This window comes from Pantoea sp. GCM10028869, assembly GCF_042666835.1.
GTDB lineage: Bacteria > Pseudomonadota > Gammaproteobacteria > Enterobacterales > Enterobacteriaceae > Pantoea > Pantoea leporis.
Genome location: NZ_JBHTGO010000003.1, coordinates 655,523 through 680,240, shown reverse-complemented (window position 1 = coordinate 680,240; position 24,718 = coordinate 655,523). Strand labels below are relative to the sequence as shown.

Annotated in this window: 22 protein-coding genes, 3 tRNA genes and 1 other RNA gene; 12 read left to right on the top strand and 14 right to left on the bottom strand. The window is 53.0% G+C overall.

Annotation, left to right across the window (positions count from 1 at the left end; all coding sequences use genetic code 11):
• Positions 1–85 precede the first annotated feature (85 nt).
• An RNA gene (gene rprA / locus ACFQW4_RS10995) (antisense sRNA RprA) lies at positions 86–193 on the bottom strand.
• Positions 194–536: 343 nt separating this feature from the next.
• Positions 537–1,649: an AI-2E family transporter YdiK gene (gene ydiK / locus ACFQW4_RS10990; protein WP_101764562.1), complete on the bottom strand. Its 1,113-nt coding sequence runs from the start codon at positions 1,647–1,649 to the stop codon at positions 537–539.
• 205 nt (positions 1,650–1,854) lie between these two features.
• Here ydiK and ACFQW4_RS10985 point away from each other — a divergent pair, with 205 nt between their 5' ends.
• Positions 1,855–4,908, top strand: coding sequence for an FAD-binding and (Fe-S)-binding domain-containing protein (locus ACFQW4_RS10985; protein WP_377725293.1), 3,054 nt, complete (start codon positions 1,855–1,857; stop codon positions 4,906–4,908).
• Positions 4,909–4,938: 30 nt separating this feature from the next.
• Here the strand turns inward: ACFQW4_RS10985 and ACFQW4_RS10980 are convergent, their stop codons facing one another.
• The gene (locus tag ACFQW4_RS10980) at positions 4,939–5,343 is read right to left on the bottom strand and encodes a hypothetical protein (protein ID WP_377725290.1); all 405 of its coding nucleotides are present in this window, start codon (positions 5,341–5,343) and stop codon (positions 4,939–4,941) included.
• Positions 5,344–5,732: 389 nt separating this feature from the next.
• Between ACFQW4_RS10980 and sufA the strand changes: the two genes are divergently transcribed.
• The 7 genes from sufA to ACFQW4_RS10945 all read left to right on the top strand — a co-directional run bounded on the left by sufA (position 5,733) and on the right by ACFQW4_RS10945 (position 12,346).
• Complete coding sequence (gene sufA, locus ACFQW4_RS10975) at positions 5,733–6,107, top strand: Fe-S cluster assembly scaffold SufA (protein ID WP_007892717.1); 375 nt, start codon at positions 5,733–5,735, stop codon at positions 6,105–6,107.
• Between the two features lie 7 nt (positions 6,108–6,114).
• Complete coding sequence (gene sufB, locus ACFQW4_RS10970; protein WP_101764559.1) at positions 6,115–7,608, top strand: Fe-S cluster assembly protein SufB; 1,494 nt, start codon at positions 6,115–6,117, stop codon at positions 7,606–7,608.
• Between the two features lie 34 nt (positions 7,609–7,642).
• Positions 7,643–8,389: a Fe-S cluster assembly ATPase SufC gene (gene sufC, locus ACFQW4_RS10965; protein WP_377725287.1), complete on the top strand. Its 747-nt coding sequence runs from the start codon at positions 7,643–7,645 to the stop codon at positions 8,387–8,389.
• Positions 8,364–9,641, top strand: coding sequence for a Fe-S cluster assembly protein SufD (gene sufD, locus ACFQW4_RS10960; protein WP_377725285.1), 1,278 nt, complete (start codon positions 8,364–8,366; stop codon positions 9,639–9,641). The genes sufC and sufD overlap by 26 nt, the downstream gene beginning before the upstream one ends.
• Positions 9,638–10,861, top strand: coding sequence for a cysteine desulfurase SufS (gene sufS / locus ACFQW4_RS10955; protein WP_377725283.1), 1,224 nt, complete (start codon positions 9,638–9,640; stop codon positions 10,859–10,861). Before sufD ends, sufS begins: the two co-directional genes overlap by 4 nt.
• A gap of 20 nt (positions 10,862–10,881) precedes the next feature.
• Entirely contained in the window at positions 10,882–11,298 is a 417-nt protein-coding gene (sufE, locus tag ACFQW4_RS10950) for a cysteine desulfuration protein SufE (protein ID WP_101764556.1), read from the top strand.
• Between the two features lie 61 nt (positions 11,299–11,359).
• The gene (locus ACFQW4_RS10945) at positions 11,360–12,346 is read left to right on the top strand and encodes a L,D-transpeptidase family protein (RefSeq protein WP_101764555.1); all 987 of its coding nucleotides are present in this window, start codon (positions 11,360–11,362) and stop codon (positions 12,344–12,346) included.
• A 75-nt stretch (positions 12,347–12,421) separates the two neighbouring features.
• Here ACFQW4_RS10945 and ACFQW4_RS10940 read toward each other — a convergent pair whose 3' ends face one another.
• From ACFQW4_RS10940 to ACFQW4_RS10915, 6 genes are all read right to left on the bottom strand, one after another.
• Positions 12,422–12,658: a major outer membrane lipoprotein gene (locus tag ACFQW4_RS10940; RefSeq protein WP_007892735.1), complete on the bottom strand. Its 237-nt coding sequence runs from the start codon at positions 12,656–12,658 to the stop codon at positions 12,422–12,424.
• 304 nt (positions 12,659–12,962) lie between these two features.
• Positions 12,963–14,375: a pyruvate kinase PykF gene (gene pykF, locus ACFQW4_RS10935; RefSeq protein WP_110866028.1), complete on the bottom strand. Its 1,413-nt coding sequence runs from the start codon at positions 14,373–14,375 to the stop codon at positions 12,963–12,965.
• A gap of 342 nt (positions 14,376–14,717) precedes the next feature.
• Positions 14,718–14,794, bottom strand: a tRNA-Val gene (locus ACFQW4_RS10930).
• Between the two features lie 20 nt (positions 14,795–14,814).
• Positions 14,815–14,891: transfer RNA gene (locus ACFQW4_RS10925), tRNA-Val, on the bottom strand.
• 3 nt (positions 14,892–14,894) lie between these two features.
• Positions 14,895–14,971: transfer RNA gene (locus tag ACFQW4_RS10920), tRNA-Val, on the bottom strand.
• A 134-nt stretch (positions 14,972–15,105) separates the two neighbouring features.
• Positions 15,106–16,479 (bottom strand): MATE family efflux transporter, encoded by a 1,374-nt coding sequence (locus ACFQW4_RS10915; RefSeq protein WP_222233545.1) that lies wholly within the window; start codon positions 16,477–16,479, stop codon positions 15,106–15,108.
• A 197-nt stretch (positions 16,480–16,676) separates the two neighbouring features.
• On the opposite strand from ACFQW4_RS10915, the gene ACFQW4_RS10910 reads away from it, so the two are divergent.
• Positions 16,677–17,321, top strand: a complete 645-nt coding sequence (locus ACFQW4_RS10910) for a riboflavin synthase subunit alpha (protein WP_101764552.1) — start codon at positions 16,677–16,679, stop codon at positions 17,319–17,321.
• 51 nt (positions 17,322–17,372) lie between these two features.
• Here ACFQW4_RS10910 and cfa read toward each other — a convergent pair whose 3' ends face one another.
• Both cfa and punC read right to left on the bottom strand, forming a co-directional pair.
• Positions 17,373–18,521: a cyclopropane fatty acyl phospholipid synthase gene (gene cfa, locus ACFQW4_RS10905; protein WP_110866031.1), complete on the bottom strand. Its 1,149-nt coding sequence runs from the start codon at positions 18,519–18,521 to the stop codon at positions 17,373–17,375.
• 302 nt (positions 18,522–18,823) lie between these two features.
• Positions 18,824–20,026, bottom strand: coding sequence for a purine nucleoside transporter PunC (gene punC / locus ACFQW4_RS10900; RefSeq protein ID WP_377725281.1), 1,203 nt, complete (start codon positions 20,024–20,026; stop codon positions 18,824–18,826).
• A gap of 110 nt (positions 20,027–20,136) precedes the next feature.
• On the opposite strand from punC, the gene punR reads away from it, so the two are divergent.
• Complete coding sequence (punR, locus tag ACFQW4_RS10895; RefSeq protein ID WP_377725279.1) at positions 20,137–21,048, top strand: DNA-binding transcriptional activator PunR; 912 nt, start codon at positions 20,137–20,139, stop codon at positions 21,046–21,048.
• Here the strand turns inward: punR and purR are convergent.
• Positions 21,045–22,070, bottom strand: coding sequence for an HTH-type transcriptional repressor PurR (purR, locus tag ACFQW4_RS10890; RefSeq protein WP_377725276.1), 1,026 nt, complete (start codon positions 22,068–22,070; stop codon positions 21,045–21,047). The genes punR and purR overlap by 4 nt on opposite strands.
• A 274-nt stretch (positions 22,071–22,344) precedes the next feature.
• Between purR and ACFQW4_RS10885 the strand changes: the two genes are divergently transcribed.
• Complete coding sequence (locus tag ACFQW4_RS10885) at positions 22,345–22,434, top strand: YnhF family membrane protein (RefSeq protein WP_007892756.1); 90 nt, start codon at positions 22,345–22,347, stop codon at positions 22,432–22,434.
• 55 nt (positions 22,435–22,489) lie between these two features.
• Here ACFQW4_RS10885 and ACFQW4_RS10880 read toward each other — a convergent pair whose 3' ends face one another.
• Complete coding sequence (locus ACFQW4_RS10880; RefSeq protein ID WP_377725273.1) at positions 22,490–23,284, bottom strand: C40 family peptidase; 795 nt, start codon at positions 23,282–23,284, stop codon at positions 22,490–22,492.
• Positions 23,285–23,648: 364 nt separating this feature from the next.
• Between ACFQW4_RS10880 and ACFQW4_RS10875 the strand changes: the two genes are divergently transcribed.
• Positions 23,649–23,984, top strand: a complete 336-nt coding sequence (locus ACFQW4_RS10875) for a Grx4 family monothiol glutaredoxin (protein ID WP_175501675.1) — start codon at positions 23,649–23,651, stop codon at positions 23,982–23,984.
• A 35-nt stretch (positions 23,985–24,019) separates the two neighbouring features.
• Here the strand turns inward: ACFQW4_RS10875 and rnt are convergent, their stop codons facing one another.
• A complete protein-coding gene (gene rnt / locus ACFQW4_RS10870; protein ID WP_377725271.1) occupies positions 24,020–24,688 on the bottom strand; it encodes a ribonuclease T in 669 nt (222 codons plus the stop codon).
• Positions 24,689–24,718 lie beyond the last annotated feature (30 nt).

Sequence of the window (24,718 nt, the reverse complement as noted above, 5' to 3'; positions counted from 1 at the left end):
GATGCATCAGATGAGAATTTGACGTGTCATTAATGTAATTATCAAGGTCAGCGCTGCTGGCCTTGTTTTTTTGTCTGAAAAAAAGCCAAAAAAAAGCCCATCACAGGGGATGGGCAAAGACTACACACAGCAATTCTTCACTTTACTCAGGGGAATAAGGTTGTTTAGAAATCAGTAGCTTGATTCAAAACATAGGAAACATGTTATTGATCAGGCTCGCTGGCGTCTTTAAGAATCCTCTTATTAGTTTAAAGCTGATAACCTTTCGTGGCCTTTTTCTTCCCTGCTAAGCGGCAATTCAGCTGTAAAAATAATCATTCCGTAAGAGAATTCCGCCTAAAGCGCCTAAAACTGCGTTTTTTCTTAAAAATCGCTTAAGGAAAAAAATTATTATCAGTAAGAAATGCGCGGGGGCGATGTTGGGGCATTAGGCGGGTTAAAGTAAGGCCAGTGTAAAACTGAGAGATCGTGCATCTTCGCTGAGTGGGCGTTAATGTGAATGAGGTCGCCATGAATGGCGACCCGGCGGGGATCGCTTAATGTAGTTCTTCTTCGTGATCGGCCAACGCTTCGATGGCGGTCTGCACATCGTCATCCGGTTCGGGCGCTTCATGCATCCACACTGAAACCAGACGATAAGAAACCGCCAGGACCACCGGACCGATAAACAGCCCAATCATACCGAAAGCAATCAATCCGCCAATAACGCCGGAAAGAATCAGGATCATCGGTAGATCGGCACCCATGCGAATCAACACCGGACGCAACACGCTGTCCAGCGTGCCGACCACGCAACTCCACACCAGCAGCACCGTGCCCCACGTGGTATCGCCGCTCCAGTACAGCCAGATAATCGCTGGCACTAACACTACCAGCGGCCCGAGCTGCACCAGGCAGGTCAGAATCATCAACACGGTTAACAGCGTGGCGTAAGGAATGCCGGAAATGGCTAAACCAATACCGCCGAGCACGCCCTGAACCAGCGCGGTGACCACCACGCCTAGCGCCACAGCACGAATCGCCTGACCGGCCAGCAGCACTGCGGCATCGCCACGGCGTCCACTCATGCGATAGGCAAAATGACGAATGCCGTGGCCCACCTGCTCGCCGCGCCAGTAGAGCAGCACGCTGAACAACAGCATCACGATGAGGTGCATCATAAAGCGGCCGAAGTGGCCGGCCTGCGCCACAAAGAAGCCGGTGGTGCGACCAATATAAGGCTGCACCTGATTCAGCATCGCCGCGCCGCCGCCATCCACTAATTTGTGGTAGCTCGAGTAGAGTTTCCTGCCGACGTAGGGAATCTGTCGCAACCAATCGAAGTCAGGCATTACCAGATGGCGCTGCGTTGCCCAGGCGATCACCGGCGCACTGTTATCAATCAGGCTGCTGACCAGCAGGGCGATAGGAATAATAAACAACAGTAATAGCAAAATGGTCATGGCGATCACCGCCAGCGAGCGGCGTCCCCACAACATGTGCTGTAGACGAATCATCAACGGCCAGGTGGCGATCACCACCATGCTGGCCCAGGCGAAGCCAAGAATAAAGGGCTGCACCACCCACAGACTGGCGATGATCATGATTAGAATGAACATCAGTGAAAACAGCATTTGCGGTAAATCCATACCGCGTTGCAGGTCTTTCATCACAACGGTTAACCTCGATTGAATCCTTCAGAGTGGGGCTGAACAGCCCTGATTAATGATGATCTATTTCCTGAAAATTAAACAGGAAAAGCAGCGACGGCGGCGCGCTTTCCTGAAAAAACAGCAGCCAGCAGAAAAGTATGATAAAACCAAGGGCTGAAAAAAATCACGACGCAAACGTTTACAACATCTCGGTCACTCAATAATGATCCCACAGATTTCTCAGGCACCGGGCCTCGTTCAACTGGTGCTGACATTCCTGCAGTCCTTGAAAGAGCAAGGCTTTACCGGCGATACCGCCACCAGCTATGCCGATCGCCTCTCGCTTGCCACCGACAACAGTATTTATCAGCTGCTGCCTGATGCGGCGTTGTTTCCGCGCTCGACGGCGGATGTGGCGTTGATTGCGCGCCTTGCCGGTGAAACCCGTTTTACCAGCCTGGTGTTTACGCCACGCGGTGGCGGCACCGGCACCAACGGACAGTCGCTGAATCAGGGCATCGTGGTGGATATGTCGCGCTACATGAACCGCATCCTGGAAATCAACACCGAGCAAGGTTGGGTGCGGGTTGAAGCGGGCGTGGTGAAAGATCAGCTCAATGCGTGGCTCAAGCCGTATGGCTTCTTCTTCTCGCCGGAGCTCTCCACCAGCAACCGCGCCACGCTCGGCGGCATGATCAACACCGATGCTTCAGGCCAGGGTTCGCTGGTGTATGGCAAAACCTCCGATCATGTTGAAGGCCTGCGTGCAGTGCTGCTGGGTGGCGATATCCTTGATACGCGCGCCATGCCGACTGAACTGGCGGAACAGCTGGCCAGCACGCCGACCGCGGAAGGGCGCATTTACCAGCAGGTGTTGAGTCGCTGCCGCGAACAGCGCGATCTGATTCTGGAGAAATTCCCCAAGCTCAATCGCTTCCTGACTGGATACGATCTGCGTCATGTGTTCAGCGACGATTTGCAGACGTTTGATTTGACGCGTTTGCTGTGCGGCGCGGAAGGCACATTGGCCTTTATTACCGAAGCGCGCCTCGACATCACGCCCATCCCTAAAGTGCGCCGTCTGGTTAACATCAAATACGATTCGTTCGACTCGGCCCTGCGTAACGCCCCTTTAATGGTGGAAGCCAAAGCGCTGTCGGTGGAAACCGTTGACTCGAAAGTCCTGAATCTGGCGCGAGAAGATATCGTCTGGCATTCGGTAAATGAATTGATTACCGATGTGCCGGATACAGAGATGCTGGGGCTCAACATCGTGGAGTTTGCCGGTGATGATGGCGAAGTGATTGAGCAGCAGATTAGCACGCTATGTCAGCGCTTGGATGAGCTGATGCAGCAGCAGATGGGCGGCGTCATTGGCTATCAACTGTGTGACGATTTAGGCGGCATTGAGCGCATCTATAATATGCGCAAAAAAGCGGTTGGCCTGTTGGGGAACGCCAAAGGGCGCGCCAAGCCGATTCCGTTTGTGGAAGATACCGCGGTGCCACCAGAACAGCTGGCGGATTACATCGTCGATTTTCGCGCGCTGCTTGACAGCCACGGCCTGAGCTACGGCATGTTTGGGCACGTGGATGCGGGCGTGCTGCATGTGCGTCCGGCGCTGGATATGTGCGATCCGCAGCAGGAGCTGCTGATGAAGCAGATCTCCGATGAAGTGGTGGCGCTGACCGCGCGCTACGGCGGTTTATTGTGGGGCGAGCACGGCAAAGGTTTTCGCGCGCAGTACAGCCCGGAATTCTTTGGCAAAACGTTATTCAATGAGCTGCGCCGCATCAAAGCCGCGTTCGATCCTGACAACCGCATGAATCCCGGCAAAATCTGTACGCCGCTCGGCAGTGATGAACCGATGATGCAGGTTGATGCGGTGAAACGCGGCACCTACGATCGGCAGATTCCGGTTACGGTGCGCAACGAGTGGCGCGGTGCGATGGAGTGTAATGGCAACGGTTTGTGCTTCAACTTCGATGCACGTAGCCCAATGTGCCCGTCGATGAAAATTACCCGCAACCGCATTCACTCGCCGAAAGGGCGCGCCACACTCACGCGTGAATGGCTGCGTTTGCTCTCCGAGCAGGGCGTGGATCCTACCCAACTTGAGCAGGCGCTGCCGAAACAGGGCGCCAGCTTGCGTACGCTGATTCAGCGCACGCGTAATACCTGGCACGCAAATCAGGGCGAATATGACTTCTCGCACGAAGTGAAAGAGGCGATGTCGGGCTGCCTGGCGTGTAAAGCCTGCTCGACGCAGTGCCCAATCAAGATCGATGTGCCGAACTTCCGTTCACGCTTCCTGCAGCTGTATCACACCCGCTATCTGCGCCCGATGAGCGATCATCTGGTAGCCACCGTGGAGAGTTACGCGCCGCTGATGGCCAAAGCGCCTAAGGTGTTCAACTTTTTCCTCAAGCAGCCGTGGATGCGCGAGCTGAGCAAAAAGCATATCGGCATGGTGGATTTGCCGCTGCTGTCATCGCCGAGCCTCAAGCAGCAGTTAGGCGGCCACCCAGCGATGAACCTGACGCTGGAGCAGTTAGAAGCGCTGGATGCGGCGCAACGCGAAAACTGCGTGCTGGTGGTACAAGATCCCTTTACCAGCTATTACGAGGCACAGCTGGTCACCGATTTCGTCAAGCTGATTGAGAAACTCGGTTATCGTCCGGTGCTGCTGCCGTTCTCACCGAATGGCAAGGCGCAGCATGTGAAAGGCTTCCTGCAGCGCTTTGCGCGCACCGCCAGCAAAACCGCTGATTTTCTCAATCGCGTGGCAAAACTGGGCATGCCGATGGTCGGTGTCGATCCGGCGACCGTGCTCTGTTACCGCGATGAGTACCATCAGGTGCTGGGCGAGCAGCGCGGCGAGTTTAACGTGCAGCTGGTGCATGAGTGGCTGCAAACCGCCTTGTCGGCACGTGCGGAGCAAACCGCCAGCGGCGAAGCCTGGTATCTGTTTGCGCACTGCACCGAAGTGACCGCGCTACCGTCCACGCCGAATCAGTGGCAGAGCATTTTTGCGCGCTTTGGTGCGAAGCTTGAAAACGTCAATGTGGGCTGCTGCGGAATGGCGGGAACCTATGGCCATGAAAGCGTAAACCTGGAGAATTCGCTGGGGATTTATGAGCTGTCCTGGCATCCGCAATTGCAAAAGCTGCCGCGTCAGCGCTGTCTGGCAACCGGTTTTTCGTGTCGTAGCCAGGTAAAACGCGCAGAAGGCAATGGCATGCGTCATCCACTGCAAGCATTACTGGAAATGATGTAAACAAATTGTAGGAGACGTCACAAAGCTGGATTAGAATATCCAGCCTGCGTGGCGAACAAAATCACTCTGCAGGCGGGTGGCTTGATCCCACTCGCCGCTGAGCGCCAGTTGATGACACAAGCGTGTTAATGACAGGCGCGCCAGTTGATAGGCCTGAATCCGGAACAAACGGTCACGATCGGTATTGCCCATCTCCTGCACTAAGCGGTGATGGAGCTTGCCCATGGCATGCAGAAAGCTGTGATCGTCGCCGTTGATTTCGCAGATTTCTGCCATATCAAGACAGGTGTCGTTAAAGCGACGCAGTTGGTCGAGTGTGCAATCAGTGCGGTTGAGCTTTGCCTGAGCCATGTAGAAGTCAACGGTGATATCGCGCACCGAAAACTTATATTCGTCGATTTTATGTTGTAACCAGGCTGAGACGGTAAGCGTCATATCGCCACCTTTTTAGGTTAATGATAATCATTATCATATTAAACCGCGTCAGGAATGCAATTCCCGCTGTGAAATTTTATTGATTTCCTCTGCCTGTTACTAAAATCGGTAATAACAATTTCTTTACATAGTAGAAAGGCGTAACCTATCAATCAGGATGGAAACGTAAAATTGATTTTGGAAATTTTACGACAATTTAACGGGTTACGTTGGTCAGACGCGCACGGGAATGCTGCCATCAATCTGCTTTGAAGCGACTATGCTTAATAAAGCAGCAGTAAAAAACAGCACGAGATGATTATCCCTGCAAAACAAGAGGTTGAAGTGATATCTGATATCACTACCATAGGGGGATAGCCTGAAAAGGCCCAGACATATGAGGTAGCACAATGTCATCAGTAAATGCCGACTCTTTTTCACCCGAAGATTTCGTCTGGAAAGGGCTCACGCTGACCGAATCGGCAGCGAAACAGATTCTTAACCTGGTAGAACAAGACCCTGAAGTCAAGGGCTTGAAACTGGGTGTGAAAACGTCCGGCTGTGCCGGTTTTGGGTACGTTATGGATCTGGTGAAAGATCCTGCCGATGACGACCTGCAGTTTGAGCAATTCGGCGCAAAACTGTTTGTGCCACTTCAGGCGATGCCGTTTGTTGACGGTACCGAGCTGGATTATGTCCGCGAAGGTCTTAACCAGATTTTTAAATTCAACAACCCTAAAGCTCAACACGCCTGCGGGTGCGGTGAAAGCTTTGGCGTCGAGTAAGTGAAATATGTCACGACACAGCGAAGCATCTGACGATGTACAAATGTGGGAAGGTAAGCTCAACTATAAAGAGGGCTTCTTTACCCAGTTACAAACTGAAGAATTTGCCCACGGCATCAATGAAGATGTGGTGCGCGCCATTTCGGCTAAACGTAACGAACCTGAATGGATGCTTGAATTCCGTCTCAAGGCGTTCCGCGCCTGGGAGCAAATGGAAGAGCCGCACTGGCTGAAAGCGCACTACGAGAAACTGGATTATCAGGATTACAGCTATTATTCCGCGCCGTCCTGCGGCAACTGCGATGACAGCTGTGCTTCTGAACCCGGTGCCACGCAAACCTCCGGCAGCGTCGCGTCCAGCGACTACCTGACGAAGGAAGTGGAAGACGCGTTCAACCAGTTAGGCGTTCCGGTGCGTGAAGGTCGTGAAGTGGCGGTGGATGCGATTTTCGACTCCGTCTCCGTTTCAACCACCTATCGCGGCAAGCTGGCGGAGCAGGGCATCATCTTCTGCTCGTTCGGCGAAGCGATTCACGATCACCCTGAGCTGGTGCAGAAGTATCTCGGCACCGTCGTGCCGCCAAACGATAACTTCTTCGCTGCGCTGAACTCCGCTGTGGCCTCTGACGGTACCTTCGTTTATATCCCGAAAGGCGTACGTTGCCCGATGGAGCTGTCGACCTATTTCCGTATCAACGCGGCAAAAACCGGTCAGTTCGAGCGCACCATTTTGATCGCCGATGAAGACAGCTACGTCAGCTACATCGAAGGTTGCTCTGCGCCTGTGCGTGACACCTATCAGCTGCACGCCGCAGTGGTAGAAGTGATCATCCATAAAAACGCTGAAGTGAAATACTCCACCGTACAGAACTGGTTCCCAGGCGGCGAAGGCGAGGGCGGTATCCTCAACTTCGTGACCAAACGTGCCCTGTGCGAAGGCGATCACAGCAAGATGTCCTGGACGCAGTCTGAGACGGGTTCGGCGATCACCTGGAAATATCCAAGCTGCATTCTGCGCGGTGATTACTCGATCGGTGAGTTCTACTCGGTCGCACTGACCGCAGGCCGCCAGCAGGCGGATACCGGTACCAAGATGATTCACATCGGTAAAAACACCAAGTCGACCATCATCTCTAAAGGTATCTCTGCCGGTAAGAGTCAGAACACCTATCGTGGCCTGGTGAAAATTATGCCAACCGCGACCAACGCGCGTAACTTCACCCAGTGTGACTCGATGCTGATTGGTGCCGAGTGCGGTGCGCACACCTTCCCGTATGTGGAAACGCGCAACAACACCGCCCATCTGGAGCACGAAGCCACCACCTCGCGCATCGGTGAAGATCAGATGTTCTACTGCCTGCAGCGTGGCATCAGCGAAGAAGATGCGATCTCAATGATCGTCAACGGCTTCTGCAAAGACGTTTTCTCCGAGCTGCCACTGGAATTCGCCGTGGAAGCGCAAAAATTGTTAGCTATCAGCCTTGAGCACAGTGTGGGCTGATGCCCGTTGCCGGAAGCAATGTGAAGGAAAGAGTATGTTAAGCATTAAAGATTTGCAGGTTAGCGTTGAAGACAAAGAGATTTTGCGCGGTCTGAACCTCGAAGTGAAACCGGGCGAAGTCCACGCCATTATGGGACCGAACGGTTCAGGTAAAAGTACCCTGTCTGCAACGCTGGCTGGCCGTGAAGATTACGAAGTCACTGGCGGTTCTGTCACCTTCAAGGGCAAAGATCTGCTGGAACTTGAGCCAGAAGAGCGTGCCGGTGAAGGCATCTTCATGGCGTTCCAGTATCCGGTAGAAATTCCGGGCGTCAGCAACCAGTTTTTCCTGCAGACCTCGGTCAACGCGGTACGTAAATACCGTGAGCAGGAGCCGCTGGACCGTTTCGACTTCCAGGATTTCATCGAAGATAAAATCCAGCTGCTGAAGATGCCAGAAGATCTGCTGACCCGTTCAGTGAACGTGGGCTTCTCTGGTGGTGAGAAGAAGCGCAACGACATCCTGCAGATGGCGGCACTGGAACCTAAGCTGTGCATCCTTGATGAAACCGACTCCGGTCTGGATATCGATGCGCTGAAAATCGTGGCAGAAGGCGTAAACAGCCTGCGCGACGGTAAGCGTTCATTCATCATCGTGACGCACTACCAGCGTATTCTGGATTACATCAAACCGGACCACGTACATGTGCTGTATCAGGGCAAGATCGTTAAATCTGGCGACTTCTCGCTGGTGAAACAGTTGGAGGAGCAAGGCTATGGCTGGCTTACCGACCAGGAGTGATAACGCCCTGCAGCAGTGGCATCATCTGTTTGAATCGCGCGGTGACGTGCGTTCTTTGCAGGCGCAGCAGCACTGGCAGCAACTGATGCGTGTCGGCCTGCCGACGCGTAAGCATGAAAACTGGAAATACACGCCGCTTGATGGCTTGTTGGCGCAGCAGTTTGTGCTGCCGCAGCCGCAGGAAGTGAGCGCGGAACAAGTTGAAGCGCTGGCGCTGCCGGTTGATGCGGTGCGTCTGGTGTTTGTTGACGGCCGTTTTCAGGCTGAATTGAGCAGCCGTGATACCGGCCTGTTTGAAATTCAGCATGCGCAGGCTTCTAATCGTCGTCCGCTGCCGGCACCGATTCAGCCAGAAGTGTTCCTGCATCTGACTGAAAGTCTGGCAGAAGAAGCCACGACAATTCGTCTGGCGCGTGGTAAATCAGCGGCTAAACCGCTTTATCTGTTGCACATCACCAGCGGTCAGGATGCGGGCACTAACACCGTGCACCATCGCCACCATCTGCAGCTGGAAGCCAGCGCAGAAGCGGAAGTGATTGAGCACTATGTCACGCTGAATGACGTGGCGCACTTTACCGGCGCGCGTTTCACTTTCGACGTGGCCGACAATGCCAAACTGCAGCACATCAAACTGTCATTTGAGAGCGAGAAGGCTTACCACTTCGCGCACAATGATGTGGTGATGGGCCGCGATGCGAATGTGGCCACTACCAGCTTCCTGCTGGGTGCGGGCTTATCGCGTCACAACACCAGCGCGCAGCTGAATGGCGAAAATACCAATCTGGCGATCAACAGCTTGTCGTTGCCGGTGAATCAGGAAGTGTGCGATACCCGCAGCTATCTGGAACACAACAAAGGCTACTGCACCAGCCGTCAGATGCATAAAGTCATCGCGCGCGATAAAGGTCGTGCGGTGTTCAACGGCATGATCAAAGTGGCGCAGCACGCGCTGAAAACCGATGGACAGATGACCAACAACAACCTGTTGCTGGGCCGTCTGGCTGAAGTGGACACCAAGCCGCAGCTGGAAATCTATGCGGATGACGTGAAGTGCAGCCACGGTGCGACCATTGGTCGTATTGATGAAGAGCAGATGTTCTACCTGCGCTCGCGCGGCATCGATGAGACTGCCGCACAGCGTATGATCATCCATGCCTTTGCCGCTGAACTCACCGAAACGCTGGAGAATCCGGTATTGCGTCAGGTGGTGCTGCAGCGCATTGCCGCGCGTATCCCGGGAGTTGAGTCATGAGTTTCGATCTCGAACGCATCAGAGCGGAATTTCCGATTCTGAAACGTGAGGTCAACGGACATCCGCTGGCCTACCTTGATAGCGCGGCCAGCGCACAGCGCCCGCTCGCGGTCATCAATGCGGAAAGTTATTTCTACCAGCACGGCTATGCGGCCGTGCACCGTGGTATCCATTCGTTGAGCGCGCAGGCGACCACCGACATGGAGAACGTACGTCATCAGGCCGCGCGTTTTCTTAACGCCGCTTCGCCAGAAGAGATTATTTTCGTCAAAGGCACCACGGAAGCCATCAATCTGGTGGCGAACAGTTGGGGCGGCAGTCAGTTGCAGCCGGGCGACAACATCATCGTCACCGAGATGGAGCATCACGCTAACATCGTGCCGTGGCAGATGGTGGCGCAGCGCACTGGCGCAGAAATTCGCGTTTTGCCGCTGAATGCGCAGGGCGAGCTGGCGCTGGAACAGCTGAGTGGTTTGATCGATAGCCGCACCCGTTTGCTGGCAGTCACCCACGTTTCTAACGTGCTCGGCACCGTCAATCCCGTAAAAGCTATCGTGGCACAAGCGAAAGCCGCTGGTGTGATTACGTTGCTGGATGGCGCGCAGGCGGTGATGCATCACAAGGTGGATGTGCAGGATATCGACTGCGACTTCTACGCTTTCTCCGGCCATAAAATTTATGGTCCAACTGGCATTGGTGTGCTGTATGCGCGTAAAGCGTTGCAGGAGATCATGCCACCCTGGGAAGGCGGCGGTTCGATGATTTCGGAGGTTGTGCTGCCAACCGGCACCACCTTTAACACTACGCCATGGCGTTTCGAAGCGGGCACGCCGAATACCGGCGGCATCATTGGTTTGGGTGCGGCGTTAACGTGGATCAGCGAACTGGGCCTGGACGTGATTCATCAGCGCGAATCGATGCTGATGCGTTATGCGCTGGACAAACTGGCTTCGGTGCCGGATCTGGTGATTTACGGTCCGGAAAGTCGCAGCGGCGTGGTGGCCTTCAACCTCGGCAACCATCACGCCTTTGATGTCGGCAGTTTCCTTGATCAATACGGTATTGCGATCCGCACCGGCCATCACTGTGCGATGCCGCTGATGCGTCATTATGCGGTGCCGGCAATGTGTCGTGCCTCCTTCGCGCTGTACAACACCGAAGAAGAAGCCGATCGTCTGGCCGCAGGTTTGACCCGTATTCATCGTCTGCTGGGCGGTTGAGCAGACTTCAGGAGTGATTCATGGCGAATTTGCCAGATAAAGAGAGATTAGTGCGTAACTTTAATCGTTGCGCTAACTGGGAAGAGAAGTACCTCTACATCATTGAACTCGGTGGGAAATTACCAGAATCCTCCGAAAGCTTACAGCAGCCGGAACACGTGATTTCAGGTTGTCAGAGCCAGGTGTGGATACGCATGACCCCGCAGGCCGATGGCACCATCGCCCTCGAAGGCGACAGCGATGCCGCCATCGTTAAAGGGTTGATTGCAGTGGTATTTAGCCTGTATCAAGGGCTTAAGGCTTCAGAGATTCTCGATCTCGATGTGCGCCACTGGTTCGGCGAATTGGCGCTGACCTCACATCTCACTCCCTCGCGTTCGCAGGGGCTGGAAGCGATGATCCGCGCGATCCGGCATAACGCTCAGACCCTCAGCTAAGTTACACTCTCCAGACCCCGGCTTGACCGGGGTCTGTTCTATCCGACAAAGAGAAAATTGCATGAAACCAGCCTTACGTTTAGCCGGTGCATTGCTGTTGTCCTGTTGCGGACTCTCTGCACCTGCATTTGCTACGGAATATCCCCTACCAGCCGATAACAGCCGTTTGATTGGCGAAAACACCCTAACCACCGTGCCGGATGACAAGCGGCCGCTGGAGAGCATTGCCGCACGTTATAAGATAGGCATGCTCGGCATGCTTGAAGCTAATCCAGGCGTTGATCCCTGGCTACCCAAGGCTGGCACACAATTAACCGTGCCACTGCAGATGCTGCTACCCGATGCACCACGGGAAGGTATCGTGATTAACCTCGCGGAACTGCGACTTTACTATTATCCGAAAGGTGAAGATCGTGTGGTCGTCTATCCGATCGGGATCGGTCAGTTAGGCGCTATGACGCCAACCATGGTCACCAGCATCAGCCAGAAAATCCCGAATCCTACCTGGACGCCAACCACCAATATCCGCAAGCGCTACGCCAAAGAGGGTATTACCTTGCCGGGCGTGGTGCCAGCCGGGCCAGATAACCCGATGGGGCTGTTTGCGATGCGTCTGGCGCGTGGGACCGGTCAGTATCTGATTCACGGCACCAATGCTGACTTTGGTATTGGCATGCGCGTAAGTTCTGGCTGCATTCGCTTGCGCCCGGATGATATTGAAGCGCTGTTCAACAGCGTGCCGAAAGGGACGCGGGTGCAGGTGATCAATCAGCCCATCAAATATGCGATTGAACCCGACGGTAAGCGCTACGTTGAAGTGCATCAGCCGTTATCACGTAATGATAAGGACGATCCGCAAACCATGCCGATTGCGCAGTCAGCGCAGCTTAAAGCCTTCTCGAAGAGCGAGAAGAGTGATACGGCGTTGATCAAGGAAGCGATAGCCCGACGTTCAGGGATGCCGGTATTAGTGAGCAGCGGTGAGCCGGTGACAGATGAAAGCGCAGTACCAATGGAGCAGCGTGGTGAGGCCGTGGCGCAGCCCTGAATTCGGACCAGAGAATCGCAGAATCAGGACAAAAAAAATGGTGCCACATGGGCACCATTTTTCAAACCAGAACTCTTACTTACGGTAAGAGTGAGCCTGGTTGTCCAGACGCTGGTTAGCACGAGCTGCGTCATCTTTAGCAGCCTGAACGTCAGAACGGATTGCGTTCACGTCGTTGCTCAGCTGATCAACTTTAGCGTTCAGAGTCTGAACGTCTGAAGACAGTTGGTCGATTTTAGCGTTGCTTGAGCAACCAGCCAGCATAGTTGAAGCCAGGATTACAGCGCCCAGTACCAGTTTAGTGCGATTCATTCTTTATACCCTCTAGATTGAGTTAATCTCCATGTAGCGTTACAAGTATTACACAAAGCTTTTTGAGTTGAGAATAAATTTTTGATGAGAACATGCTTAAATTTGATCGTTCGCTCAAAGAAACAGCATTTAACAGAACATGATGAAAATAATTAGCTAAAACAGAGAGATTTAATCGGACTAACCTTAATCATACGAGATTTTGAATAGTTAATTTCGATTGGAAATTTCTGGCTTTTGTATTACCTCGGCAATAAAAAAAGCGCCTTTAAAAGGCGCTTTTAAATAAAAATTCATTTGCTAATCAGATTACATGTACAGACGCGGTGTTAGTCGTTCCGCTTGGTACTAATGCACCTGAAACCATTACCACCACATCGCCTTTCTGCGCATATCCGCTTTCCAGCGCCATTTCCTTACCAATGCGGTAGAAATCATCAGTTGAGGCAATTTCTCTCACCAGATGAGTTTCGATACCTTTGCTCAGAATCAGCTGACGAGCGGTGGTTTCGTTGGTGGTGAGCGCCAGAATGGTGGCATCCGGGAAATACTTACGGATAGCTTTAGCAGATTTACCACCTTCGGTGGCTACAACAATCAGTGGTGCTTCCAGCTTCTCTGCAGTCTCAACGGCACCGCGGCATACCGCTTCGGTGATGCGCAGCTTGCGTGAGTCCTGCAGCGAGTCAATGCGCGATTTCATCACGCGGTCGGTACGCTCACAGATGGTCGCCATGATGGTGACCGACTCCAGTGGATAACGACCTTTAGCACTCTCACCAGACAGCATGACCGCATCGGTACCATCGAGGATGGCGTTCGCCACGTCGCCGGCTTCCGCACGGGTAGGGCGTGGGTTCTTGATCATGGAATCCAGCATCTGCGTCGCGGTGATGACCACTTTGCGTGCTTTATTACATTTCTTAATCATCATCTTCTGCGCGAAGATCACTTCCTCAACCGGGATCTCAACGCCGAGGTCGCCACGAGCAACCATGATGCCGTCTGAGGCTTCGAGGATCTCATCGAAGTTGTTCAGGCCTTCCTGGTTCTCGATTTTCGAGATGATCTGAATATGCTCGCCGCCATGCGCTTTCAGGTGCTCACGGATTTCCAGCACGTCAGAACGCTTACGGATAAACGAAGCGGCGACGAAATCAACGTTCTGCTCGCAACCAAAGATCAGGTCGCGCTTATCTTTTTCCGCCAATGCAGGCAGCTGAATGGAGACACCTGGCAGGTTAACGCCCTTGTTCTCACCCAGATCGCCATTGTTCAGGACATTACAGATTACTGAATTCTCAGTCACTTCTGTGACCTGCATACCGATCAAACCATCGTCGACCAGAACGGTGTTACCAATTTTCAGGTCTTCAGTGAAGCCGGCGTAGGTCACGGCAACACGTTCGCTGTTACCAATGACTGACTGATCGGTGGTGAAGGTGAAGGTCTGGCCGGCTTTCAACGACACATCGTTGCCGCCCTCCAGTTTCATGGTACGAATTTCCGGACCTTTGGTGTCCAGCAGAATAGCGGCCTGACGACCGGTTTTTTCCATAACGGCACGCATGTTGGTAATGCGTTGGCCATGTTCAGCGTAATCCCCGTGCGAGAAGTTAAGGCGCATCACGTTCATGCCCGCTTCCAGCAGTTGGGTCAGCATCTCTTCAGATTCGGTTTTTGGACCGATAGTACAAACGATTTTGGTCTTTTTCATGTCAGGTTTTCTATAAGTTGTGATGGATGATAAAGGTCGGGATTCGATGCGCACGGCACCGAAGTGAGAATATTTATGGTGTTGGATCGGATTTCACAGAAATAAGAATAGGAGACGAAAGCAAAGCGTGCAGAGAAGTTATGCAGTACGCGAGGGAACTGAGTGATCAGTGTTGCGCAAATCATTGGAGTTGTTTGCATAGGCACGTTAGCGCTGAAACCTTTCAGGTGGAACAACGCGGCATAGTATAGTCGCTAAGTATGCGAAAACCAATATAAAAGCGGCGCGATATAGACGATGCAGATCAAGAAAAAGGTGTTGCGCAAGGAGATAAAACCAGAGTGGTGCGCTCTAATGGACTCGAACCATCGACCCCCACCATGTCAAGGTGGTGCTCTAACCAACTGAGCTAAGAGCGCATTCAGGAAATTCACAAAATTGGTGCGTCCGAGTGGACTCGAACCACCGACCCCCACCATGTCAAGGTGGTGCTCTAACCAACTGAGCTACGGACGCACTTGGTGCGCTCTAATGGACTCGAACCATCGACCCCCACCATGTCAAGGTGGTGCTCTAACCAACTGAGCTAAGAGCGCAATACGCTGTCAGGGCGACAGCGGGGACGAATATTAACGGCAGGCCGTGATGCTGGCAAGGGGAAAAAGTGTTTTTCCCCTACGACTGACCAGCAACTGTGCTATGCGTCGTTTTTTTCGCCGTTACCAGCCACTTAGCGCGCGGCGCGCGCCAGGATGACCTGCGCAGGCAGGCGCTGCAAACGACGGATGCGCCAAATCATCATCACTGCTGCGGAGGTCAGGCCGATAATAAAGCCACACCAGAAGCCGGCGGGACCCAACTTCGGCAAGACCCAATCCGTCATCGCCAGTACATAACCCACCGGCAAACCCAGCACCCAATAGGCGATAAAAGTAATGAAGAAGATCGAGCGCGTGTCTTTATAACCGCGCAAGATACCGCTGCCAATCACCTGAATTGAATCTGAGAACTGATAAATCGCCGCCAGCAACATCAGCTGTGCCGCAAGGGTAATGACTTCTGGATTTGCCGTGTACAGGCCGGCGATATCGTGACGGAAAATCACGGTAAACAGTGCGGTGATGGCCGCCATGCTGATGCCGACGCCTTGCCCGGTCCACGCAGCAACGCGCGCCTGTTCGGCCGAACCTTGTCCCAGCCGATAGCCAACGCGAATGGTAGTGGCGACGCCGAGTGACAGCGGCAACACGAACATCAGCGAACTGAAGTTGAGCGCAATCTGGTGTCCGGCCACTTTCACGATACCGAGCGGTGATACCAACAGCGCCACCACGGCAAACAGCGTCACCTCAAAGAACAGCGCCAATGCCACCGGCAAACCCAGCGTGAACAGGCGTGACAAAATCGCGCGTGACGGTGCAGACCAGCGCGTTTTCATACGGATGTCGCGCATGCTTGCCATGCGTTTCACCCAGAAGCGCATCACCAGGAACATCACCCAATAGACCGATGCCGTCGCCACGCCGCAGCCGACGCCGCCTAAGGCCGGCATACCAAAATGGCCGTAAATGAACACATAGTTGAGCGGAATGTTCACCATCAGGCCGAGGAAGCCGAGCAGCATCGCCGGTTTGGTTTTCGACAAACCTTCGCATTGGTTGCGCATCACCTGGAACAGCAGGTAACCCGGAGCGCCCCACAGCAACGCATGCAGGTACCCTTCGGCTTTGGCGGCCAATTCAGGATCGATATCATGCATGGTGTTAATCAGATAACCAGCGTTCCACAGCACCACCATAATCAGGAGTGCAACACCGATTGCCATCCAGTATCCCTGGCGCACTTGTTCCGCGATACGTTCGCGTCGTCCTGAACCGTTGAGTTGCGCAACGGTAGGCGTCAAAGCCAGTAGAAGACCATGACCAAACAGAATGGCGGGAAGCCAGATAGAGGTGCCGACAGCGACGGCGGCCATATCCGTGGCGCTTACCGCACCGGCCATAACAGTATCTACAAATCCCATCGCAGTCTGGGCCACCTGAGCAAGGATGACCGGGATCGCGAGGGCCAGCAATTGACGCGCTTCGGTAAAATACTTCTGCACGTTACACCTGCTTAATTAATGAAGAGAGTGGGGCGAAATCCCCAAAGAATGCGCGCACAGTGTAGCGGCAGCGCTGGCTTCCGCCAAACGTTGATCGCATTTTGTTTAGCAATTTGTGTAAAGTTTGAACTCCGCCAAATTAAGCTGCCGCCGACAAGCTGTGATAAACTGACGCAAACTTTGCAGAGGCTAAGATTATGTTTACTGGAATTGTGCAAGGCACGGCAGAAATTGTCGGCATTGAAGAGAAAGATCTGTTTCGTACCCATATTGTGCGCTTACCGGATGACCTGTTACCGGGACTGGCGCTGGGCGCATCGGTAGCCCACAACGGCTGCTGCCTGACTGTGACTGAGATTAATGGCGATCGGGTTAGCTTCGATCTGATTAAAGAAACATTGCGCATTACCAACCTGGGTGAATTACAGGTCGGGGATGTGGTGAATATTGAGCGTGCAGCGAAGTTCAGTGATGAAATTGGCGGCCATTTAATGTCTGGCCATATTATGACCACGGCGGAAATCTGCAAAATCATCCAGTCAGAAAACAACCGCGAAATCTGGTTTAAATTACAGGACGCCACGCAGATCAAATATATTCTGCATAAAGGTTTTGTGGGTATCGACGGAATTAGTTTGACCGTTGGCGACGTTACCAAAAGCAAGTTCTGTGTGCATCTGATTCCGGAAACCCTCGAGCGCACCACGTTAGGCGCGAAGAAGTTTGGTCAGAAGGTCAATATTGAGATTGATCCTCATACGCAGGCCATTGTGGAAACCGTTGAACGCGTATTAGCGCAGCGTGAAGCCGCTGCACTGGCGCAGATTGCCAGCGCAGAATAATGGCGCTAAAAAAGGCGCCCTGCGGCGCCTTGATTTATTTCTGCAAGCTCATTAACGCGCTACGCGTAATCCGCCATCCTTGCCACGACTGAATACCACCTGCCACAGCTGAATATCACGGGCACGAAACGCACCGGCGCAGGCGTTGAGATAATAGTCGAACATCCGTTTAAAACGTTCGCCATATTTCTCAGCCAGCTGCGGCCACGCCGCCTGAAAACGTTCATACCAGGCCATTAACGTCGTATCGTAATCTGCGCCAAAGTTGTGCCAATCTTCCATGACGAAATGTGGCTCACTGGCATCAGCGATTTGACGTACCGACGGCAGACAACCGTTCGGGAAGATATATTTATCAATCCACGGATCGACATTCATATCCGTTGTGAGGGCACCAATGGTGTGCAGTAAAAATATGCCGTCTGGTTTGAGATTGCGGTCAGCAACATCAAAATAAGTGGCATAGTTTTTCGGCCCGACATGTTCAAACATTCCGACAGAAACAATGCGATCATATTGATTATTCAGGTCGCGATAGTCCTGCAATAATATTGTGACATCCAGTCCTTCACAGCGTTGTTGTGCCAGTTTTTGTTGTTCAGCAGAAATTGTGACGCCATGCACCGTGACGCCATAATGGCGTGCGGCATATTCCGCCAGTCCGCCCCAGCCACAACCGATATCCAACAGCGTCATGCCCGGTTCAAGTTGTAACTTGCGGCAAATCATATCCAGTTTGGCCTGCTGCGCGTTTTCCAACGTATCAGCATCTTTCCAGTAGCCGCAGGAATATTGCATATAGGGGTCAAGCATCAGTGAGAATAGATCATTACCCAGGTCGTAATGCTCTTTACCCACAATCCAGGCGCGTTTTTTCGATTGCAAATTAGTAAGACGCGCGGCGGCGATGCGCAACGTATCTTTAAAATGCCGCGGTAATTGTTTATCCAGATGGTGTTTTAAAACGCGATGGAAGAACATATCAAGCTGTTCGCACTCCCACCAACCATCCATGTAACTTTCACCTAATCCGAGCGATCCTTCCTCGAGCACGCGTTTAAAAAAATCTGGATGCTTTACCTGAATATCCCAGGGACGAGTGCCATTAACTGCAATATCAGCACGCTCTAGCAGTTCATTGACGATCCGAAACCAGTGGTTTTCTTCAAGGCTCACTTCTTCTATAACAGATGAACTCATAGCTTCTCCATCACCTTCCGATCTGAACCTGAGAAAAAGAATAGCCAATTTCCCAAGACCTGTGAGAGAACTCACGGAAAATCCGTGCGCCAGAAATCCGACGTTTTACAGAGGCATGAATTTGAATAGAAAAGTTGGACGCAGCACTGGAGTATCGTGCAGACGCCATCCCGCGACAGAGTCGCTAAAGGTATTACATTTATATTATTGATTTAATACAGAATTACTGACCCACTGAGTATATGCTCACGTGGGTCAATATTCAACGGGTTATCGTTAGTTTGCTAACGAAAAGCGTTGGCTTAGAGATTATCTTCGCAGGGACGGGAAGTGTGGGCAATATCACTTTGTGCGTTTGCCGATCGCTGGCAGACAAAGCCCGCCCACGCCAGTACCACGGTGGCCACCATCACTAATGTGGTGTTGAACAGCGCCTGCTCAAGGCCGGCGGAGACCAGCAGGCTGGCGACAAAGCACAATCCTAACTGGAATAAATTCTGTAATCCTGCCGCTTTACCGGTGGCGTGCGGGAAGGGCGCTAATGCGCTGGCCACCACAATCGGATAGATCGCGCCATTGGCCAGCGCCATGCCGCAGAAGGGCATCAGCAGCACAAATAGCGGCGCTGAAGACATCAGGGCGATGACAAACAGACTTAGGATGCTCAGACTGTACAGCACCAGCAACCACGGCAGCAGTTGCGCGCCCTGATAACGATTTAACAGCGCGCGGCAGCCAAAGCCGCCAATCAGAAACGTAATGGTCTGCGGAATATAGCTCAGGCCAATATCGCCCGGCGTCAGGCCAGCTGCGGCGAGAATGAAAGGTGAGCCCGTCAGCCACGCGAAAAAGCTCGCCGAACATGCCGAATAGATTAAGACGTTACCGCTGTATACGCGGGTACCCAGCAAAGTCAACCAGCCGGGTTGTTTGCCTGAGGCAACTTTCTCGCGCTTAGGCGAGGTTAATTGCAGCGTACCGATCAGCAACACCACGGCAACCAGCGTCAGCGTGATAAAGATGCTGCGCCAGTGGAAGTGGCCGATCAGCCAGGCGCCGAGCAGCGGTGCCAGCGCCGGAGACAGCGCAACCAGCGGCATAATCGTTGCAAACACTTTATTGGCTTTCGCTTTTGGGTAGTGATCCACCACCAGCGCCTGCCAGCTTACGGCAGCCGCACACACGCCAATCGCCTGCATAAAACGCAGCGCCAGCATCAGGCGGACATCGGTCACCCACAGCATTCCCAGACAACCGAGGGCGAAGATGGCAAGGCCCGCCAGCAAAATCGGCTTACGTCCATAACGATCTGATAGCGGTCCCCAAAATACCTGGGCACAGGCAAAACCGCCGAGAAACAGACTCAGGCTGGCGCTGATGGTGCCGGGTGCGCTAGCAAAATCACGCTGCATATCGCCAAAGGCGGGCAAATACATATCCGTGGCAAGAAAGCCGAGCATGCTGAGCACGGCGAGATAAGGCATAAATGCTTTAGACGACAACATGTTGATTCTCTTTTGGGCAGGGTGAACGCCGGGGAGTGTAAAAGGATGCAGCGCGCTTTGTGAAACGCTAATATTTGCATGGTGCTGTTAAAATTTTTGAAGGCAAAATTATGTGGTCAGAATATGCGCTTGAGGTGGTGGATGCAGTAGCGCGCACCGGCAGTTTTAGCGCGGCAGCGCAGGAGCTGCATCGCGTGCCCTCTGCCGTCAGTTACACTGTGCGCCAGCTGGAAACCTGGCTGGCGGTGCCGCTGTTTGAGCGCCAGCATCGGGAAGTGGTGATGACAGCGGCGGGCGAGCATTTTGTGCGCGAAGGCCGGTCTGTTATCAAAAAAATGCTGGCAACTCGCCGCCAGTGTCAGCAACTGGCAAATGGCTGGCGCGGCGAGTTGAGCATCGCGGTTGACTGCATAGTAAAACCGCAGCGTACGCGACAGTTAGTGAAAGACTTCTACCGCCATTTTCCCGACATGGAGCTGATTATCAGCTACGAAGTGTTCAACGGCGTGTGGGATGCGTTGGCTGATGGTCGGGTGGATGTGGCGATTGGCGCAACTCAGGCCATCCCGGTGGGCGGACGTTTTGCCTTTCAGGATATGGGCGCGCTGAACTGGCGTTGTGTGGTGAGTCCTGATCATCCGCTGGTTAATAGCAAGGATCTGGATGATGAAACCTTGCGGGCGTGGCCATCGCTGGTGCTGGAAGATACCTCGCGTGCGTTACCGCGCCGTATGACATGGACGCTGGATAATCAGCGGCGGTTGGTGGTGCCAGAGTGGGAAACCGGGATGGATTGTTTGCTGGCAGGATTGTGCGTCGGCATGGTGCCTGGCCATTTGGCGCGTCCACTGCTGGACAGCCAAAAACTGGTCGAGCTGGCGCTACCGCAGGCGTTTCCGGACAGTCCGTGCTGCGTCAGCTGGTCAGAACAGCGCGCGTCACCGGCGCTGGCGTGGTTACTGGCTTATCTCGGGGATGCGGAAACGCTGAACCACGAATGGCTCAGCGAAGTGTTGGCTTAGCGGCGGTAGTCGCGGAACGGACCGTACGCCACCGAACGGCGTTCAATCAGCGTTGGCTGGACTTCGATAGTTTGCGGATCTTCGCGCTTGCTGGTGATGCGATCCAGCAGCATTTCCAGCGCTTTTTCACCCAGTTCAGCTTTCGGCTGGTGCACGGTGGTGAGCGCTGGTGTGAAATAGCGCGCGTTGCGCACGTTATCGTAGCCAATCACCGAGATATCCTGCGGTACGCGCAAACCCATCTCATCAGCAGCGCAAATCGCGCCCATCGCCATGATATCGCCACCGCAGAACACCGCGGTTGGACGCTGTTTCTGATTTAAGATCTGTTGCATCGCCAGATAGCCCGATTCAGGCTCAAAGTCGCCCTGAACCACCCACTCCGGACGCACCGTAATGCCCGCTTCGTTCATTGCCTGCAGGAAGCCAGCATGACGTCCACCGCCGGTGTTGCGCTCCATTTGGCCAGGAATGGCACCGATATCGCGATGGCCACGTTCAATCAGATAACGCCCGGCGAGATAGCCGCCCTGAAATGCATTGTCCTGCACGGTATCGGTGAAATCACCGCGTGACGCGCCCCAATCCATTACCACCATGGGGATATTGCGGTTCTCTTCCAGCATCTGCAGCAAATTGTCTGGATATTCCGAACACATCACCAGCAGACCATCGACGCGCTTTTGCGCCATCATCGACAGGTAAGCGCGCTGCTTTTGCAGATCGTTGTGCGCATTGCCGAGAATCAGCGTATAGCCGCGTTCGAAGCAGCGGTTCTCCACCGCTTCGATAATTTCAGCGAAGTAGGGCGCTTCGCTGGAGGTCGCCAGCAGACCCAAAGTTTTGGTGTGATTGACTTTAAGACTACGCGCCACGGCACTCGGCGAGTAGTGTAATTCTTTGATCGCTTCCCATACGGCGTTACGCGTCTCTTCCGCAACGAAACGCGTTTTGTTGATGACATGCGAAACCGTGGTGGTTGAGACACCCGCGCGTTTTGCGACATCTTTAATTGTTGCCATGAAAATGGTGCTCCTGGGCTTATCGCAACTTACTGATAAGTATATTGTTAAACGTTTGCGTCTGCTAATGCTTTTACAGCCCAAAAAAGCGGGCAAAACGGCATGTTCAAGCAGGTAAAATCACTTCATCACGCTGTAAATACAGCCTGCGCAAAATCTGTTGCGCAACGAAAGGCGGCGATTCTAGCAAGCTGGCGCGGATAACACGAGATTTTTGCCTATTGCTATGCGAAAATCGCCTTAACCCTAATAATTGTGTGACTAAGGAGTTGTGATGAATACCGACCTGAAGCTGGCGCTAATGACCACTGTTGGCGCACTGTTGATGATTATCGCCTTCAGCTTTACCGCGATCATGCATTAACAAAAAAGCCGGAGCTGAGAACAGCATCCGGCTTTTTATGTCTGTTGCGCAACAACTAGCGAATGGTTTTTGGGGTCATCATACGACGCGCGCCCACATAGTGCTTCTGCCAGTAATCCTCACCCAATGCGCTAATCTGAATATCTTTGCCGGTACGCGGTGACTGAATGAATTTGCCATTGCCAAGATAAACGCCCACATGGTCGGCGGTACCGCGATTGTTGATGCGGAAGAACACCAGATCGCCTTTCTCCAGCATTTCACGCTTAATCGGTGCCGCATCACGCAGGTGATACATCTCATTGGCGGTGCGTGGCAGTTTGAATTTCACCAGATCTTTGTAGGCGTACCATACCAGGCCGCTGCAATCGAAACCAGTGTGTGGCGAAGCGCCGCCCCACTGATAAGGTTTGCCGAGTTGACCCATTAATTTGGTCATCGCCGTTTCACGCGCTTTTTGATAACGCTGGCGGTGCGCTTTACTCATTTTGATGCCGGTCAGCGCTAACGCTTCATCATCGACGGCGATCTCGGGCGTTTTCTTCGCTAAACGTTGATGACCGTATTTCTTAGCAGAGAGTTTCAGTGGGGATTTTTTGCTGGTGGTTTTGTGCAGCGCGATGTCTGTTTTGCTCTGTTTTTTGAGTTTGAATTTTTGAACAGCGGTCAGACGCGATTTTTTGGTGGTGGAGGTTTTTACCGGACGTCGTTTGCGGCGCTCGTCTTCACGTGCGCTCTTTTTCTCTGCTTTAAGCGAACTGGCGTTAACGGGCGCATGCGGAGATGCAGCGGCCACATTAAAGAACAGTTGGGCAAAAGCCAGTATGAAAAGCGTAATTAGTAGACGCATAATCCGGTTACAGGTTAAGCAGGCTGAATCAAAGCAGACTGCGTAAAAGTGAGAGAAATCTGATCAAGTGACCAGCGCCGAGGCAATTCTAATCCACTTTTTTTACAAAAGGTAAGGCCTTTTTCTATTAATATGTTACCAGATTGATTCTGTAGCAAAAATGAGCGATTTCAGCTGGTTAACACAGCGAAATTATTGCTAATTATTAATTTATTAATGCCAATTAATGATATGAAAATGTTATTTGTCATGCGTTAACTTAACAAACATGGCGATTAGCCAGTGCAAACGCAAAATCCCGTTTTCAGTCCGGGAGCGAAATCGCTACAATAAACAAACACGAAGTAGAAGATTAAGGAAGGCAATAATGAGTACTGTTGAAAAAATTCAGCGTCAGATCGCAGAAAACCCGATTCTGCTGTACATGAAAGGTTCGCCAAAGCTGCCAAGCTGTGGTTTTTCGGCGCAAGCCGTGCAGGCGCTTTCTGCGTGTGGCGAGCGTTTCGCTTACGTGGACATTCTGCAGAACCCGGATATTCGCGCTGAAATGCCAAAATACGCTAACTGGCCAACCTTCCCGCAGCTGTGGGTCGACGGTGAACTGGTCGGCGGCTGCGACATCATCGTTGAGATGTTCCAGCGCGGTGAACTTCAGCCACTGCTGAAAGAGACCGCTGAGAAGTATAAAGAAGCGGAATAATGCAGAAGGCCGACACATGTCGGCCTTTTCTTTAGTTACTCGGCAGACGCCTCGTCTGCGGATTCTTCACTAAAAGCCAGCGGCCAGCCGCCCATGCGTTTCCAGCGGTTTACCAACTCACAGAACAGCGTCGCGGTTTGCTCGGTGTCATACAGCGCCGAATGCGCCTGCGTGCTATCAAACTCCATTCCCGCCGCTTTACAGGCTTTCGCCAACACGGTTTGCCCCAGCACTAAACCGCTCAGTGCCGCGGTATCAAAAGTGGCAAACGGGTGGAACGGATTGCGCTTCAGGCTGGCGCGCTCGGCGGCCGCCATCACGAAGTTGAGATCGAAAGTGGCATTGTGCGCCACGATAATGGCGCGATTGCAGCCGCTATCTTTGGTGCCTTTGCGCACCATTTTAAAAATCGCATGCAGGGCTTCATATTCGCTTACCGCACCGCGCAGCGGATTGGTGGGATCGATGCCGGTAAACGCCAGCGCCGCAGGATTCAGAATGGCGCCTTCAAACGGTTCCACATGGAAGTGCAGCGTTTCATCGCGGTGCAACCAGCCGTCTTCATCCATTTTCAGCGTGGTGGCTGCAATTTCCAGCAGTGCATCGGTTTGTGCATTGAAACCCGCGGTTTCAACGTCGATCACAACAGGATAAAAACCGCGAAAGCGTTGGTGGAGAGCGTTTAAAGCGTTCGATTCAGACATCAGGATCTCATGGCAATAAATAGGGCAACG

Coding starts and splice junctions, on each gene's coding strand:
- sufE (WP_101764556.1), top strand. CDS start 10,882: ATGGCGAATTTGCCAGATAAAGAGAGATTAGTGCGTAACTTTAATCGT.
- sufA (WP_007892717.1), top strand. CDS start 5,733: ATGTCATCAGTAAATGCCGACTCTTTTTCACCCGAAGATTTCGTCTGG.
- ydiK (WP_101764562.1), bottom strand. CDS start 1,649: ATGAAAGACCTGCAACGCGGTATGGATTTACCGCAAATGCTGTTTTCA.
- sufD (WP_377725285.1), top strand. CDS start 8,364: ATGGCTGGCTTACCGACCAGGAGTGATAACGCCCTGCAGCAGTGGCAT.
- cfa (WP_110866031.1), bottom strand. CDS start 18,521: ATGAGTTCATCTGTTATAGAAGAAGTGAGCCTTGAAGAAAACCACTGG.
- purR (WP_377725276.1), bottom strand. CDS start 22,070: ATGGCAACAATTAAAGATGTCGCAAAACGCGCGGGTGTCTCAACCACC.
- ACFQW4_RS10985 (WP_377725293.1), top strand. CDS start 1,855: ATGATCCCACAGATTTCTCAGGCACCGGGCCTCGTTCAACTGGTGCTG.
- punC (WP_377725281.1), bottom strand. CDS start 20,026: ATGTTGTCGTCTAAAGCATTTATGCCTTATCTCGCCGTGCTCAGCATG.
- ACFQW4_RS10980 (WP_377725290.1), bottom strand. CDS start 5,343: ATGACGCTTACCGTCTCAGCCTGGTTACAACATAAAATCGACGAATAT.
- punR (WP_377725279.1), top strand. CDS start 20,137: ATGTGGTCAGAATATGCGCTTGAGGTGGTGGATGCAGTAGCGCGCACC.
- ACFQW4_RS10940 (WP_007892735.1), bottom strand. CDS start 12,658: ATGAATCGCACTAAACTGGTACTGGGCGCTGTAATCCTGGCTTCAACT.
- ACFQW4_RS10885 (WP_007892756.1), top strand. CDS start 22,345: ATGAATACCGACCTGAAGCTGGCGCTAATGACCACTGTTGGCGCACTG.
- ACFQW4_RS10945 (WP_101764555.1), top strand. CDS start 11,360: ATGAAACCAGCCTTACGTTTAGCCGGTGCATTGCTGTTGTCCTGTTGC.
- sufC (WP_377725287.1), top strand. CDS start 7,643: ATGTTAAGCATTAAAGATTTGCAGGTTAGCGTTGAAGACAAAGAGATT.
- sufS (WP_377725283.1), top strand. CDS start 9,638: ATGAGTTTCGATCTCGAACGCATCAGAGCGGAATTTCCGATTCTGAAA.
- sufB (WP_101764559.1), top strand. CDS start 6,115: ATGTCACGACACAGCGAAGCATCTGACGATGTACAAATGTGGGAAGGT.
- rnt (WP_377725271.1), bottom strand. CDS start 24,688: ATGTCTGAATCGAACGCTTTAAACGCTCTCCACCAACGCTTTCGCGGT.
- pykF (WP_110866028.1), bottom strand. CDS start 14,375: ATGAAAAAGACCAAAATCGTTTGTACTATCGGTCCAAAAACCGAATCT.
- ACFQW4_RS10910 (WP_101764552.1), top strand. CDS start 16,677: ATGTTTACTGGAATTGTGCAAGGCACGGCAGAAATTGTCGGCATTGAA.
- ACFQW4_RS10880 (WP_377725273.1), bottom strand. CDS start 23,284: ATGCGTCTACTAATTACGCTTTTCATACTGGCTTTTGCCCAACTGTTC.